This is a genomic window from Streptomyces noursei (genome assembly GCF_001646665.1).
Classification (GTDB): Bacteria; Actinomycetota; Actinomycetes; order Streptomycetales; family Streptomycetaceae; genus Streptomyces; species Streptomyces lavendulocolor.
Genome location: NZ_LWBU01000002.1, coordinates 51,021 through 65,051, shown reverse-complemented (window position 1 = coordinate 65,051; position 14,031 = coordinate 51,021). Strand labels below are relative to the sequence as shown.

General features: G+C 74.8%; 12 protein-coding genes. 6 read left to right on the top strand and 6 right to left on the bottom strand.

What is annotated here, in order from left to right:
- Positions 1–138: 138 nt before the first annotated feature.
- From A4V12_RS00685 to A4V12_RS00675, 3 genes are all read right to left on the bottom strand, one after another.
- Complete coding sequence (locus tag A4V12_RS00685) at positions 139–2,250, bottom strand: PQQ-binding-like beta-propeller repeat protein (protein WP_234372023.1); 2,112 nt, start codon at positions 2,248–2,250, stop codon at positions 139–141.
- A gap of 395 nt (positions 2,251–2,645) precedes the next feature.
- The gene (locus A4V12_RS00680) at positions 2,646–3,323 is read right to left on the bottom strand and encodes a response regulator (RefSeq protein WP_064067170.1); all 678 of its coding nucleotides are present in this window, start codon (positions 3,321–3,323) and stop codon (positions 2,646–2,648) included.
- On the bottom strand, positions 3,320–4,603 hold the full coding sequence (locus A4V12_RS00675) for a sensor histidine kinase (RefSeq protein ID WP_079136708.1): 1,284 nt from the start codon (positions 4,601–4,603) through the stop codon (positions 3,320–3,322). The genes A4V12_RS00680 and A4V12_RS00675 overlap by 4 nt, the downstream gene beginning before the upstream one ends.
- A 336-nt stretch (positions 4,604–4,939) precedes the next feature.
- On the opposite strand from A4V12_RS00675, the gene A4V12_RS00670 reads away from it, so the two are divergent.
- From A4V12_RS00670 to A4V12_RS00655, 4 genes are all read left to right on the top strand, one after another.
- A complete protein-coding gene (locus A4V12_RS00670) occupies positions 4,940–7,162 on the top strand; it encodes an MMPL family transporter (protein ID WP_064067169.1) in 2,223 nt (740 codons plus the stop codon).
- 263 nt (positions 7,163–7,425) lie between these two features.
- Entirely contained in the window at positions 7,426–8,181 is a 756-nt protein-coding gene (locus A4V12_RS00665) for a (Fe-S)-binding protein (RefSeq protein WP_064067168.1), read from the top strand.
- Positions 8,178–9,611 carry a LutB/LldF family L-lactate oxidation iron-sulfur protein gene (locus A4V12_RS00660; protein WP_064067167.1) on the top strand — a complete coding sequence of 478 codons (1,434 nt, stop codon included), beginning with the start codon at positions 8,178–8,180 and terminating at the stop codon, positions 9,609–9,611. The genes A4V12_RS00665 and A4V12_RS00660 overlap by 4 nt, the downstream gene beginning before the upstream one ends.
- A complete protein-coding gene (locus A4V12_RS00655; RefSeq protein ID WP_064067166.1) occupies positions 9,608–10,255 on the top strand; it encodes a LutC/YkgG family protein in 648 nt (215 codons plus the stop codon). Before A4V12_RS00660 ends, A4V12_RS00655 begins: the two co-directional genes overlap by 4 nt.
- A 26-nt stretch (positions 10,256–10,281) precedes the next feature.
- Here A4V12_RS00655 and A4V12_RS00650 read toward each other — a convergent pair whose 3' ends face one another.
- Both A4V12_RS00650 and A4V12_RS37315 read right to left on the bottom strand, forming a co-directional pair.
- The gene (locus A4V12_RS00650) at positions 10,282–11,502 is read right to left on the bottom strand and encodes a damage-control phosphatase ARMT1 family protein (protein WP_064067165.1); all 1,221 of its coding nucleotides are present in this window, start codon (positions 11,500–11,502) and stop codon (positions 10,282–10,284) included.
- Positions 11,503–11,563: 61 nt separating this feature from the next.
- Positions 11,564–11,716: a hypothetical protein gene (locus A4V12_RS37315; protein ID WP_159028798.1), complete on the bottom strand. Its 153-nt coding sequence runs from the start codon at positions 11,714–11,716 to the stop codon at positions 11,564–11,566.
- Between the two features lie 104 nt (positions 11,717–11,820).
- On the opposite strand from A4V12_RS37315, the gene A4V12_RS00645 reads away from it, so the two are divergent.
- Positions 11,821–12,285 (top strand): DUF2199 domain-containing protein, encoded by a 465-nt coding sequence (locus A4V12_RS00645; protein ID WP_064067164.1) that lies wholly within the window; start codon positions 11,821–11,823, stop codon positions 12,283–12,285.
- A 74-nt stretch (positions 12,286–12,359) separates the two neighbouring features.
- Here A4V12_RS00645 and A4V12_RS00640 read toward each other — a convergent pair whose 3' ends face one another.
- Entirely contained in the window at positions 12,360–12,782 is a 423-nt protein-coding gene (locus A4V12_RS00640; protein ID WP_064067174.1) for a secondary thiamine-phosphate synthase enzyme YjbQ, read from the bottom strand.
- Positions 12,783–12,863: 81 nt separating this feature from the next.
- Between A4V12_RS00640 and A4V12_RS00635 the strand changes: the two genes are divergently transcribed.
- Positions 12,864–14,021, top strand: coding sequence for an NAD(P)-binding domain-containing protein (locus tag A4V12_RS00635; RefSeq protein ID WP_064067163.1), 1,158 nt, complete (start codon positions 12,864–12,866; stop codon positions 14,019–14,021).
- Positions 14,022–14,031: the final 10 nt, after the last annotated feature.

The following is a 14,031-nucleotide window of genomic DNA, read 5'->3' as shown; positions in this document are numbered from 1 at the left end:
GGCCGGGGACGCCGGTGCCGGAGGCGTCGCTGCCGGAGGCCGTCGTGCCGCCCGTGCCGGGGCCGCCCGTGCCGGGGACGCCGGGCCGGGCCTCCCCGGCGGTGGACCGGCGCCGGGACGCGCGCCACCGGAGGCGGATCACGGGGCCGGCTCCGGGGCCGGGGGCCGGGCGGCCGCGCGCCGGGTGGTGTCGGCGCCCAGGTCGACGGCGTGCAGCCGGCAGTCGGTGCCGACGACGAAGAGGAGGCCGTACCCCGTCCTGAGCCCCGCCTCGACGGGCGCCCCGGCGTCGTACCAGGGATGTGCGGGGCCGCCGTCGCGGCGCAGCCGGTGCACCCGGCCGTCGGACGTTCCGGCGTAGACGCTGTGCCGGTCGACGGCCGCCTCGGAGTGGACGGCCGCGCCGAGCGCGAGACGGCGGACGGCGGTGCCGTGGCCGGCGCCCAGTCCGTACAGGCCGCCGCGCAGGCAGCCGACCCAGATCTCGCCCCCGTACGCGACGGGGCGGGCGCGTACCGGGCCGTAAGTGGGCACCTGGCTCTCCTGCCGTCCGTCGGAGGCGCGGAAGGCGCACACGACCCGGGCGCGGCTGCCGACGTGGACGCTGCCCCCGGACACGACCGGCCCGCCGTGCAGTTCGCCGCCGGTGGGGGCCTCCCACAGGCGGGTGCCGTCGCGCGCGTCGAGGGCGTAGACACTGCCGTCCCAGGAGGTGACGAAGACACGGCCGTCGTGGACGGCGGGAGCGCCGTGGACGGCACGGTCGCCCGTGCGCGCGGTCCACAGGAGGTCCCCCGCCTCGGCGTCGAGGGCGCGCACCAGCCCCTCCCGGTCGCCGAGGAGGACCCGGTCGCCGGCGACGACGGGGGTGGAGGGCGCGGTGTTGCCGGTGGGGCGGCGCCATAGTTCCTTGCCCGTGGAGGTGTGCAGGGCGCACACCCAGCGGTCGGCGCGGGAGACGATCAGGGTGTCGCCGCCCGTCGCGGGCGGGCACTCCACCCGGCCGTCCAGCTTCCGCGACCAGGCGACCTCGCCGGTGCGGGCGTCGAAGGCGCGGACGGTGCCGTCGAGCGCCGCGACCACGGCGAGGCCCCGGTGGAGCACGGGCGCTGCGTAGTAGGTGCGGCCCGGCAGCCGGGCGCTCCAGCGGGCGCCGGCGAGGGGCGGGGGCGCCGGCCGCCGGGGGGATGCGTGCGGGGGCGGGGGCGGAGCCGGCGACGGGCGGGGGGGCGCCGGGCGGCCGGCGGGCGTCGACGAGGCTCGGGGCTCCATGACCTTCGTCGGGGCGGGGGGCTCGGGGCGGGGAAGCGGGACGGTCGCGGCGGCGGGCCTGTGGGTGGCGGGCCGGGCCTCCGGCAGGCGGATCTCCTCGTAGGCGCGGAGCACGTCCTGGGCGGCGGGCGGCAGCCAGGTGAAGGCTCCCGGCCGGGCGACACCCGGCGTCGCGGCCCGGGACAGCGCGTCGGCGCGGGCCACCACCGTCGCGGGGGGCGGGCGGTCCGCCGGGTCGAGCGCCATGCAGTCGGCGACCAGTTCGTACGCCTCGGCGGACAGCCCGGTGATGTCGGGGCGCCCGTCGCGCCGCCGCCGGACCGCCGGGCCGTCCACCGGCAGGGCGCCGCGCAGGACGAACGCCAGGATCGCGCCCAGGGCGTAGACGTCGGCCGCCTCGCTCACGGGCCGGCGGAAGCAGTGTTCCGGCGCTGCGTAGCCCGGGGTGCCCCGGCGGTCGGTGTCGAGCGGGTCGGTGGGGCTGGCCAGGTCGAGCAGGAGCCCGAAGTCGATGATGACCGGGCCCTGCCTCGCCACCAGGACGTTGCCCGGTTTGAGGTCGCGGTGGACCAGGCCGAGCCGGTGGACGCGGGGCAGGATGCGTGCCAGTTCCCGCACGAGCGACATGGCGCCCGGCGGGGGTAAGGGGCCGGCCTCGCGGACGAGGACGCTCAGTGGCGGGGCGTGGATGTAGTCGACGGCCAGCCAGGGTGGCCGGCCGTCCGGGTCGGCGCCCCGGTAGCGCGGTGTCCCCGCCCCGGACAGGCGCTCGCACGCCCGGGCCTCGCGGGCGAACCGCATGCGGAATTCCGGGTCGTCCTGGAGTCCCGGCCGCACGGTCTTGATCGCCACGGGCGGCGCCCCGGCGGCCTTCTCCCCCAGATAGACGCGGCCCATGCCGTCCTGTCCGATGACGGCCAGTACGGTGTAGCCGCCCAGGCTGCGCGGGTCGTCCTCGCCGAGCCGGGCGAGCATCATGTTCACGTGGGCGTCCCCCTCCCAAGTGGTCCCCGGGCGACGGAGCCCGGGCGGGGGCAGGAGGGCGGCACGGGGACGCTGACGCGCCGTGCCCCGGCCCCCCGATCCACCCCCGCGCACGCCCAGTCAAGATCCCTTTTCGCCGAAGATTGTCACATCGTACAGATAAATGACGAAGCTTCGGGCATAACCGCGGATTCCCCGCCTCCGCCTCGCCGAAGGTCCCTGACGAGCCGCAACAGGCGTACCAGCGATGGCTGTTCACCCCGCACGGAACCAGTCCCTCCGGGCCGTTCGGCCCGTACGGAACGAAACATTCCGGGTCGTTGGGCCCGCACGGAACGGAGCCCTCCCCGTGCGGCAGGATGCCCTCCGGGCCGCCCGGCCCGGTGGTTTCACGCCTCGCGCCGTACCGTCACCAGGCCCGTCTCGTACGCGGCGATGACCGCTTGGGCGCGGTCGCGGACCCGGAGCTTGGCGAAGAGGCCGGTGATGTGGTTCTTCACGGTGGAGGCGCTCACCCCGAGCTGGTCGGCTATCTCCGTGTTGTCCAGACCGCCGGCGATCAGCCGCCACACCTCCCGCTCGCGCGGGGTGAGCCCTTCGGCCGCGGGGGGCACCGGGTGCGGCGAGGCGGCGGCCGGGGCCGTGACGTGCGTGGAGATGAGCCGGGTCAGGAGCCGCGGGGCGAGGATCGCCTCGCCGTCGTGGACCACACGCAGGGCGGCCACGAGGTCCTCGGGCGAGATGTCCTTGGGCAGGAAGCCGCACGCCCCCGCCCGCAGGGCGGCCACGACGTGCTCGTCCATGTCGAAGGTGCTCAGGGCCAGGACCCGGCAGCCGGGCAGTTCGGCGGTGAGCCGCTCGGTGGCGGCGATCCCGTCCAGGACCGGCATGCGGATGTCCATGATGACGACGTCGGGCCGGCGGTCATGGGCGAGACGGACCGCCTCGGCGCCGTCCGCCGCCTCGGCCACCACCTCGAAACCGGGCTCGGGGGCGAGCATCAGGGCCAGGCCGCGCCGGACGAGGGGCTGGTCGTCGGCGATGAGGACCTTGACGACCGCGCTCACGCGTACGCCTCCTGACGGTCGGCGGGCAGGGGGAGACGGGCCCGGACGGCGAACCCCGCGCCCTCCGGTCCGGCCCGCAGGGTGCCGCCGTGGAGGGCGACGCGCTCCCGCATCCCCATGAGACCGTGGCCCGGTCCGCGTGCGACGGGACGGCCGGTACGCGGACCGTCGTCCGTGATGTCGACCCGGACCTCGCGGGCCCCGCAGGTGAGCCGTACGTCGACGTGCGCGCCGTCGCCCGCGTGCTTGCGGGCGTTGGTGAGGGCCTCCTGGACGATACGGAAGACGGTGAGCGCGACACCGGGCGGGAGCGACCGCGGGTCTCCCTCGGTGGTGAGGCTGGTGGGGAGGCCGGCGCGCCGGCTGTCGCCGACGATGCGGTCGAGGTCGCCGATGCCGGGCTGCGGTGCGGTCGTCCCGCCCTCGTCGCCCTCGTCGCCCTCCTCGTCGATCTCGTCGCCGGCCCGCAGCACGTCGAGCAGGTGACGCATCTCGCGCAGGGCGGTGCGGCCGGAGCCCTCCAGGGCGACGAGTGCCTCGCGGGCCGCCTCCGGGGACCGGTCGATGTTCGCCCGGGCACCTCCGGCGAGCAGCTGCATGGTGGTCAGGTGGTGCGCGACGATGTCGTGCAACTCGCGGGCGATGCGCCGCCGTTCGTCGGACACGGCCCGCTCGGCGAGCAGCCGCCGCTGGGCCTCGGCGTTGCGCTGCCAGCGGCCGACGGCGACGGCGGCACCGGCCACGAACAGCGCGGAAGCGGCGTTGGGGGCGAGCTCGATCAGGGACGGCGCGGGCATCCCCGGGTGGACGAACTGGAGCACCGCGACGCAGCCGGCGACGGCCGCCGCGCCGATTGCGGCCCGGTGGTGACGTACGACGGTGTAGAGGGCGACGACGGTGGCCGCCCCGTAGTGCTGGCCGACGGAACTGAACCAGTTGAGCGACAGGTTCGCCACGAGGACGCACACGAGGACCGCCAGGGGTGAGCGGCGGCGCGCCAGCAGGAACAGCGAGGCGACCACCACGACCAGGCAGCCGGCCACCGGGACGTGACCCTGGTCCATCTGGCTGGTGACGGTGAAGCCCACGAGATCGACGGCCGCGGCGCCGACGGCGACCAGCCCGTCGGCTTGTGTCCACAGCCCCGGTCCGCCGGGGCGGCTCCCCGGGCCGGCCCCACCGGGACGCGGCCCGGCCGGGAGGTCCGACGGTCCGTCGCCGGGCGCGCCCGCGCCGCCCCGTGCCCGGCCGGGGCGCCCTGCGTCCGCGATCCGTCCCATCTCCGCCCCCTGTGCGCGTCCATGTTCGCCCGGGCCGCCGGGGCGGCCCGGTGACCTGCGGTTCGTCCGCCGAGTGTCCCATGGTGCCGGTGCGCCGGGGCCAGGGCGTCGGGACCGGGAGGGAGCGGCGACCAGGAGCAGGCTCCCAGTGGCGCGGCGGTCCGGGGCCGTGCTCCCAGAGGGTTTCTCGTCCCCGGCTCCGAGGTTCGGGCCGCGCGGCGCTGATGTGCTGGAGGAGTGCCGGAACCACCCGGCAGGGGGCGCCGCCCCGGACGTCACGGTCCCGCGGCACCCGCCCCCGTCCCCCCGTACCCCGCACCCTTCCGGAGGCTTTCCGTGATCCGTTCCCTGACCGGATACTCGACCCGCAGACCCTGGCGGGTCATCGTCGTATGGGCGGTGCTCGGCGTCTTCGTCGCGATCATGGGTCAGGCGCTCGTCTTCCGTGTGACGGACACCGACAGCGCCGGCTTCCTGCCACCGGAGTACGACGCGGCCGCGGCGCTGCGGATCGCCCGGGAGGAGTTCGGCGCGGAGCCGGACGCCGACGCGGTGACGGTGCTGGTGGCGCGGCGCGACGGCAAGCCGCTCGAGGACGCGGACGAGCGGCGCGTGCGGGACGTGGCGCGTGAACTGAGCGCCACGCGCGTGGAGATGCCGTGGACGGACGAGCAGGTACGGGGGCTCTCCGAGGACTACTCCCAGGTCCCGCGCGTGGCACCGGTGGCGACCGCCCCCGACGGGTCGTTCGCGCTGCTCGGCGCGCGGCTGCGGGGCAACTCCACCGACCCCGGCATGCAGTCCCTGTACCGGGTCTTCCACGACCGCGCCGAGCGGGAGTTCGGTGAGGCCGGGCTGCGCACGGGGTTCACCGGGGGGCTCGCGGACGTCGTGGACCGCGCCGAGGCGGAGGAGACCACGCAGACGGTGGTCGGCCTGGTGATGGTCGGGCTGATCGTCCTGATCAACGTGCTGGTGTTCCGCAGCGTCCTGGCCGCGTTCGTCCCGCTGTTCGCGGTGTCCGTGGTGGGGGGCGCCGCCGCCGGCACGGTCGTGGGAGCGGCCCTCCTGACCGGTTTCCGGCTCGACCCGGGCACCCCGAGCATGATCGGCACCGTGCTGATCGGCATCGGCGTCGACTACTTCCTCTTCCTGCTGTTCCGCTTCCGCGAGGAGCTGCGCCGGCGGCCGGACGAGCACCACCGCCTGGTGGCCGCGGACGTGGCCGGGCGGGTGGGCACGGCGGTGACCTCGGCGGCGCTGACCATCGTGGCGGCCTTCGCGACGCTCGGGGTGGCGACGTTCGGTCAGTTCCGGGTGCTCGGCCCGTCGGTGGCGGTGTCGGTGCTGGTGATGCTGGTGGCGAGCCTGACGCTGATGCCGGCGCTGCTGGCGGTGGCCGGGCGGAAGATGTTCTGGCCGTCGCGGATCCTCTCGGAGAAGGCCGGGCGGGCCGGCGCGGCGGGCCGCACCGGCGAGACGGTGGCGCGCCGCCCGCTGCTGGTCGCCGTGGCGTCGGTGGCGCTCCTCGGCGCGCTCGCGGCCGGAGCGGCGGGCGTCCGCATGGACTTCGGCACCGGCGGCACCCCGCGCGACACGCCGGCCGCCGCGACGGCACGGGAGATCGCGAGCGCGCTGCCGCCGGGCGTGTCCGACCCGACGACGGTGTACGTCACCGCCGACGACGGCCGGGTCCTGGACCCCGCCGGGCTGGGCGCCCTGCACCGGGCGCTGTCGGCGGTGGCCGGGGTCGGCGAGGTGGCCGCCCCCGTGTTCGACGCCGACCGCACCGCCGCCCGGCTGGACGCGTACCTGACGGTGGACGCCCAGTCGCAGCGCGCGCGGGATCTCGTGGCGGGCCCGGTGCGCGAGGCCGTCCGGGAGGCGACACCCGCGGGGCTCACCGCGCACGTGGGCGGCACCGCGGCCGTGTTCGCGGACGTGGCGACGGCGGTCGACCGGGACCTGCGGACGGTGTTCCCGGTGGCGGCGGCACTGATCGCGCTGATCCTGGTGGTGCTGTTGCGCAGCCTGGCCGCCCCGGTGGTGCTGATGCTCGCGATCGGGCTGTGCTTCGCGGCGACGTTCGGCGCCTCCGCGCTGGTCTTCCAGCACATCGGCGGGCAGGCGGGCGTGACCTTCGTCCTGCCGCTGGTGCTGTTCCTGTTCGTGGTCGCGCTGGGCACCGACTACAACATCCTGATCAGCGACCGCCTGCGTGAGGAGATGTCCCACGGAGGCCCGGCCCGCGCCGCCGTCGCCCGCGCCGTACGGCACACGGCGCCGGCCATCGCCACGGCCGGTGTGGTCCTCGCCGCCTCCTTCGGCAGCCTCGCGGTGAACGCCGACCCCTCCACCCGGCAGCTCGGCTTCGCCACGGCCCTGGGCATCCTCCTGTCCGCCTTCGTCGTGTCGCTCCTTCTGGTCCCGGCGGCCGCGGCACTGCTCGGCCGGGGCATGTGGTGGCCGGTGCGCGGAGCCCGCGGCCGGCGGGACGCGGCCACCCCCCGCAGCGCCCCGGAACCGCGGGGACGCCAGGAGGAGACGACACTGGTGTGACGCGGGAGGGGCTGCGGCCGGCGGCCGCCGCGCGCGGCCCCCGGTCGCGGCCACCCCCCTCGCGGCCGCCCCCCCCTCGCGGCCGACCCGTCGCGGCGGCCCCTCGCGAACGTCCCCTCGCGGCCCGCCGAGTCGAGGCCGCCGCGCAGGGGACGTACTGGTACAGTCCCGCGCCCACGGGCCGGCCGGCGACCACGTGCGGACGCGCGAACCGGTGGCGCGTACCCAGCCGATGTGCCGTTACGGACCGGAGGACCCCCGCGATGCGTGTCGCCCTCTTCCTCACCTGTGTCAACGACACGCTGTACCCGGACACCGGCCGTGCCGTGGTGCGGCTGCTGAGCCGGCTCGGTGTCGACGTCGACTTCCCGATGGGCCAGACCTGCTGCGGTCAGCCCCACTACAACACCGGCCACCGGCGGCAGGCCGAACCGCTCGCCCGCCGGTTCGCCGACGTCTTCGCCGGCTACGACGCCGTCGTGACGCCTTCGGGATCCTGCGGTGCGATGGTGCGCGAGCTGTACCCGCGCATGGGCAGAAGGGCCGAGGAGGAAGGGCGAGGGTCCTCCCTTGCCCTTGCGGTGGCCGAGGTCGTGCCCAGGACGTACGAACTGACGGAGTTCCTCGTCGACGTCCTCGGAGTGACCGACGTCGGAGCGTTCTACCCTCACCGGGTGACGTACCACCCGACCTGCCACGGACTGCGCGCGCTCGGTCTGGGCGAACGCCCCCGGCGGCTCCTGCGAGCGGTGCGGGGCCTCGAACTGGTGGAGCTGCCGGGGGCGGAGGAGTGCTGCGGCTTCGGCGGCACGTTCGCCGTGAGGAATCCCGACGTTTCCGCGGCGATGGGGCGTGACAAGGTCGACGCCGCGGTCTCCACCGGAGCGGCCGTGCTGTGCGCCGCGGACAACTCCTGCCTGATGCACCTCGGCGGCCTCATCCGCCGGTCGGGTGCGGACGTCCGCCCCCTGCACATCGCCGAGATCCTCGCCTCCACGGAAGGAGACCCCCTGACATGACCGGGACCCACCTGGGCATGCCCGCGTTCCCCGAGGCCGCACGCGAAGCAGTGGGCAACAGCACGCTGAGGGCGAACCTGCGCCACGCCACCCGCACGATCCGCGAGAAACGAGCCCTGGCGGTCACCGAACTGGACGACTGGGCAGCGCTCCGCGAGGCCGGCAAGCAGATCAAGGACCACACGCTCAGGCACCTGGACACGTACCTGCTCCAGTTGGAGGAGGCGGTGACGGCGGCGGGCGGCACCGTGCACTGGGCGCAGGACGCCGCGGAGGCCAACCGCATCGTCACCGACCTCGTACGGGCCACCGGCGAGACCGAGGTCGTCAAGGTCAAGTCGATGGCCACGCAGGAGATCGGCCTCAACGAGCACCTGGCGGCCGAAGGGATCACCGCGTACGAGACGGACCTCGCGGAGCTGATCGTGCAGCTCGCCGACGACCGTCCCTCGCACATCCTGGTCCCCGCGATCCACCGCAACCGCGGCGAGATCCGCGACATCTTCCGCGAGCGGATGGGCGATTGGGGGCGCCCGGCACCGGAAGGGCTGAGCGACATCCCGGCCGAACTCGCCGAGGCGGCCCGGCTGCACCTGCGGGAGAAGTTCCTGCGCGCCAAGGTCGGCGTCTCGGGCGCGAACTTCATGGTGGCCGAGACCGGCACCCTCGTCGTCGTGGAGTCGGAGGGCAACGGCCGCATGTGCCTCACCCTCCCCGAGACCCTGATCTCGGTCGTCGGCATCGAGAAGGTGGTGCCGACCTGGCAGGACTTGGAGGTCTTCCTCCAGACGCTGCCCCGCTCCTCGACGGCCGAGCGGATGAACCCGTACACGTCGATGTGGACCGGCACCACGGACGGCGACGGCCCCCGGGACTTCCACCTCGTCCTCCTCGACAACGGACGCACCGCCGTGCTCGCCGACGAGGTGGGGCGCCAGGCGCTGCGCTGCATCCGCTGCTCGGCCTGCCTGAACGTCTGCCCGGTGTACGAGCGGGCCGGCGGGCACGCGTACGGCTCGGTCTACCCCGGTCCCATCGGCGCGATCCTCACCCCGCAGCTGCGGGGAACGGCCAGCGAGGTCGACGCCTCCCTGCCCTACGCCTCCACTCTCTGCGGCGCCTGCTACGACGTGTGCCCGGTCGCCATCGACATCCCCGAGGTCCTGGTCCACCTCCGGGAGCAGGTGGCCGACCAGGGCGGACACCGCGTGGAGAAGGCGGTACTGGGCGCCGCCGCCTGGGCGTTCGACCACCCTGCCGTCCTGGCCACCGCCCAGCGGGCCGCATCGCTGACGCGCGCGCTCCACCCCTCCCGGCTCCCCGGCCCGGGGCGCGCCTGGACCGACAGCCGCGACCTCCCCCAGCTGCCGGACAAGCCCTTCCGCGACTGGTGGAAGCGTCACCACGAGGGAAAGGAGGACGCGCAGTGAGCAGCCGCCGGCAGATGCTCGACCGCATTCGCCGAGCCCTGGACGGCGGCGCGGGGCCCGGGGGCGCATCCCCTGCGGCCGCCGTCTCCCGCGCCTACGCGCACGAGCACGGCGACCGGACGCCCGCGGAGACCACCGACCTCCTGGTGGAGACGCTGGAGCAGTACAAGGCCGCCGTGCATCGCGCGGCGCCCGGCAAGGTCCCCCACGTCGTCGCACGTCTGGTGGCGGAGGCGGGATCCGGCCGGGTGGTCGTACCGACGGGCCTGCCGGAGCACGTTCTCGGGCTGGTCGGGTGCGAGGTCGAACACGAGCGGCCCGGCCTCACGGCCGGCGACCTCGACACCTGCGGGAGCGTGATCACGAGCTGCGCACTCGCCATCGCCGAGACCGGCACGATCGTGCTGGACGCGGGACCGGGCCAGGGAAGCCGGAAGCTCACGCTCGTACCCGATCACCACATCTGCATCGTCCGCGCGGAGCAGATCGTGGGCTCCGTTCCCCAGGCTCTCGCACGCCTCTCCCCCGCCCGGCCGCTCACCTGGATCTCGGGCCCCTCGGCCAGCAGCGACATCGAACTGAACCGCGTCGAGGGCGTCCACGGCCCGCGCCGCCTCGACGTCGTCGTCGTGGACCGCGGATGACGTCGCGGGCGACCGCGCCCGCAGCCCTACGGCCGCACCTGGATGAGCGCGTGCGTGCCGCTCGTACGCCAGGCGGTTGCGGACCGTTCGAGGGCGTCCAGCATTGCCGGCTGCAGGCCGACGATGACGTCGGACTTCAGGGTCCGGAGCGCCCCGACGGCCCCGGGGAAGTACGCCGTGCGCTCGGCGAAGGGCACGGTCGGGCTCCACAGTCTGTCCCCCACGAGGCGGCGGTAGTTGAGATCGCCCTTGAGGATCGTGAGCACGGCACCCGTGAACTCCTCCCGCAGGTCCTCGGGCATGTCCTCGTACGGCAGCGGGGCGCAGAAGAACGGGTGGGTGCGGACCTCCAGGCTTCCCTTCGCCATGGCCTTCCAGAGCCGGCCACCGATCCGGCCGGCGTCGCCGGGAGCCCCGGTGAGGCGGCGGAGGCAGTCGACCACGTCCGCGGTCATCGCGTCGGAGACGAAGTACGGGCACGGCTTGACGTGAAGTGCGACCCGCGCGGCGTGCCCGTGTTCGAGGAGGTGGTCGATGAGCACGAGGTCGGGAATCAGCTCACGTCCGGCGTTGTCGGCCACCACGGCCACGGTGGCCGACGTGCCGGGCGGCAGGCGCCGCCACAGCGTGGTGCTGTCGTCGGCGACCAGGCCCGCGCTCACCGCGCCGCCCGGTTCCGGCTCCCTCGCCGAGACGCGGAAGCCGAGGTCCGCGCGGTTGCCCCAGAGGGAGGCGTGCAGGAGGGCCGTGGCCCGCTCCTCCGCCGGAGCCTCCGCGAGCGTGTCGAGGGCCCGCAGCTCGTCTTCCACCGCGTCGCCCCGCAGCTCGGCCCGCTTGAACGGCGCGAAAGGATCGACGCCCCGCCACGGGCCCGCCCGGAAGTACCCGACCGCGCCGAGGAGCCTGCGGTAGAAGTAGCTCTCCGCCCACAGGAACGGGGCGTCGTACCACGAGCGCCCGAAGTGCTCCCGCCCCCAGGCCGCCCAGCTCGCGTGGTCGTGTTCCTCGGGGGCGAGCGGCTGGACGACGCCGCTGGTGATCTCGTGCAACAGGGCGTCCAGGCCCTCGTGCTGACGCCGGCCGTACGGGAAGGCGTCCCGCACCTGCCGGATGAGGGCAGGGTGGCGCTCGGCCAGCACACCCCGCGCGAACGACCCGGGCTCGTTGCCCACGACGACCGGAGCACCCACCGAACCGGCGTCGCCGACAGCCGCTGCGCCCGAGGCGCGGGAGATCTTCTCCGTCATGGTGTCCAGGCCCCTCGCACGTCGCTCACGTGACCATGATCCCCGAGGGGCGCGCCCGCTGTCAGTCCAGCCCGCCGGAGGCTTCGAGACGAGCGAGGAAGCCGGCCACGAGGCGCGGGTTGCCGACATGGGTGCTGAGCGCGTCGAGCAGGTCGGCTTCCAGCCCCCAGTTGAGCGTGATGTCGTTGCGGTCGGGGACGACGTTGCCCTGCAACCGCCGGCGGCGTGACCGCCCGAGTGGGTCGATAGGCTCCCGCCATGACCAGCGATGCCCGATACACCTGCTCGTGCTGTGGCAGGCACCACGGCGAGTTGCCGATGAACTACTCCGCCGCCGCCCCCTACGTCTGGGATCCGGGTTTCGCCGATGCCGCCGACTGCCTGCTCTCCTCGGACCAGTGCGTCATCAAGGCGCAGCACTATTTCGTGAAGGGTCTGATCGAGATACCGGTCATCGACAGCGACGAGATGTTCTCCTGGGGGGTCTGGGTCTCGCTCAGCCGTGGGAACTTCTCCCGGGCGGCCGACCTGTGGGACACACCGGGGCGCGAGTCGGAGAAGCCGTACTTCGGCTGGCTCTCCACCGAGCTGCCGCTCTACTCCCCCAGCACCATCAACCTGAAGACCCACGTCCACACCCGCCCGATCGGCGAACGGCCGTTGGTGGAGCTCGAACCCACCGACCATCCGCTCGCCGTCGAACAGCGCACCGGCATGACCCTGGACCGTGTGCACGACATCGCCGAAGCGCTGCTGCACGGCACCGGCCCCGAATACGGGTGAAGGCCGCCCGTTTCCAGCGGTGCGGCCGCCGGCTCCCGGACGTACGGCCGGGCCTGCGGGCCGGGGCGGCTCGGTCAGCCCAGGAAGCTCAGCCGCACCTGACGCTCCGGGTTGTCCTTGTTCGTGTCGACCAGGCACACCGACTGCCAGGTGCCGAGCGCCATTTCGCCGCTCACGACCGGGATCGTGGCGTGCGGGGGGACGAGGGCGGGGAGGACGTGGTCGCGGCCGTGGCCCGGGCTGCCGTGGCGGTGCTGCCAGCGGTCGTCGGCCGGGAGCAGGGTGTGGAGCGCGGCCAGCAGGTCGTCGTCGCTTCCGGCGCCGGTCTCCAGGATGGCCACGCCGGTCGTGGCGTGCGGGGTGAAGACGTTCAGCAGGCCGTCGCGGCCGGTCGCCACCTCCCGGAGGAAGGAGGCACAGGCGCCGGTGAGGTCGTGGACGGTCTCCCTGTTGCCGGTGGTGATGCGCAGCGTACGGGTGGTGAATGCGTCGCTCATGTCCTCCATGGTGTCATCGGGTGGGGCGCGCGCCCGGGAGCGGCCGGGAAGATCCGCCGATGGACCGTGGTTGGTGGAATCATGAACTACTTTCCGGGTGGGTCCACCGCCGTGGACGTGGTCGTCGTCGGTGCGGGTCAGGCGGGGCTGTCCGCCGCGTACCACCTGCGGCGTGCCGGGCTGGAGCCGGACCGGGACTTCGTCGTCCTGGACCACGCCCCGCGGCCCGGCGGGGCCTGGCAGTTCCGGTGGCCGTCGCTGACGTACGGCAAGGTGCACGGGATGCACGCGCTGCCCGGTATGGAGCTGACCGGTGCCGACGGGAGCCGGCCGTCGTCGGAGGTGATCGGCGGCTACTTCGCGCGGTACGAGGAGCGGTTCGGGCTGCGGGTGCACCGGCCCGTGGACGTGGGCGCGGTCCGGGAGGGGGAGGCGGGGCGCCTGCTGGTGGAGACCTCGGAGGGGACGTACGCGACGCGGGCCCTGGTCAACGCGACGGGCACGTGGGACCGGCCGTTCTGGCCGCGCTACCCGGGCCAGGAGACCTTCCGCGGGTGGCAGCTGCACACGGCGGACTATCCGGGACCGGCGGCGTTCGCCGGCCGCCGGGTGGTCGTGGTGGGCGGCGGGGCGTCGGGCACGCAGCACCTGATGGAGATCGCGGAGGTGGCGGCGGAGACCACGTGGGTGACGCGCCGGGAGCCGGTCTGGCGCGAGGGCGCCTTCGGGGAGGCCGAGGGGCGGGCGGCGGTGGCCCTGGTGGAGGAACGGGTCCGGCGCGGACTGCCCCCGCTGAGCGTGGTCAGCGTGACGGGACTGCCGCTGAACGAGGCGACCCGGCGGGCCCGGGAGCGCGGGGTCCTGGACCGGTTCCCGATGTTCGACCGGATCACCCCGACGGGCGTGGTGTGGGGGGACGGTTCCCCGCCGGAGGGGCGGACGGTGGACGCCGACGTCATCCTGTGGGCGACCGGCTTCCGTGCGGCCGTCGACCACCTGGCCCCGCTCCGGCTGCGCGAGCCGGGCGGCGGCATCCGGCTGGACGGTACGCGCGCCGTGCGCGACGCGCGTGTCCATCTGGTGGGGTACGGCCCCTCCGCCTCCACCATCGGCGCGAACCGCGCCGGCCGCTCGGCGGCCCGTGACATCACCCGCCTGCTGGAGCGCGCCGGCGGCCCGGCCGAGGAGCCGGGCGGCGGCGAGGACCGGGGCCGGGAGCGGGAGACGGTGGCCGTCTGACGCACCCCGG

Bases quoted from the DNA above. Each gene is read 5' to 3' on its own strand.
- A4V12_RS00685 (WP_234372023.1), bottom strand. From the start codon at position 2,250: ATGATGCTCGCCCGGCTCGGCGAGGACGACCCGCGCAGCCTGGGCGGC.
- A4V12_RS00675 (WP_079136708.1), bottom strand. From the start codon at position 4,603: ATGGGACGGATCGCGGACGCAGGGCGCCCCGGCCGGGCACGGGGCGGC.
- A4V12_RS00665 (WP_064067168.1), top strand. From the start codon at position 7,426: ATGCGTGTCGCCCTCTTCCTCACCTGTGTCAACGACACGCTGTACCCG.
- A4V12_RS00660 (WP_064067167.1), top strand. From the start codon at position 8,178: ATGACCGGGACCCACCTGGGCATGCCCGCGTTCCCCGAGGCCGCACGC.
- A4V12_RS00650 (WP_064067165.1), bottom strand. From the start codon at position 11,502: ATGACGGAGAAGATCTCCCGCGCCTCGGGCGCAGCGGCTGTCGGCGAC.
- A4V12_RS00645 (WP_064067164.1), top strand. From the start codon at position 11,821: ATGAACTACTCCGCCGCCGCCCCCTACGTCTGGGATCCGGGTTTCGCC.
- A4V12_RS00640 (WP_064067174.1), bottom strand. From the start codon at position 12,782: ATGAGCGACGCATTCACCACCCGTACGCTGCGCATCACCACCGGCAAC.
- A4V12_RS00635 (WP_064067163.1), top strand. From the start codon at position 12,864: ATGAACTACTTTCCGGGTGGGTCCACCGCCGTGGACGTGGTCGTCGTC.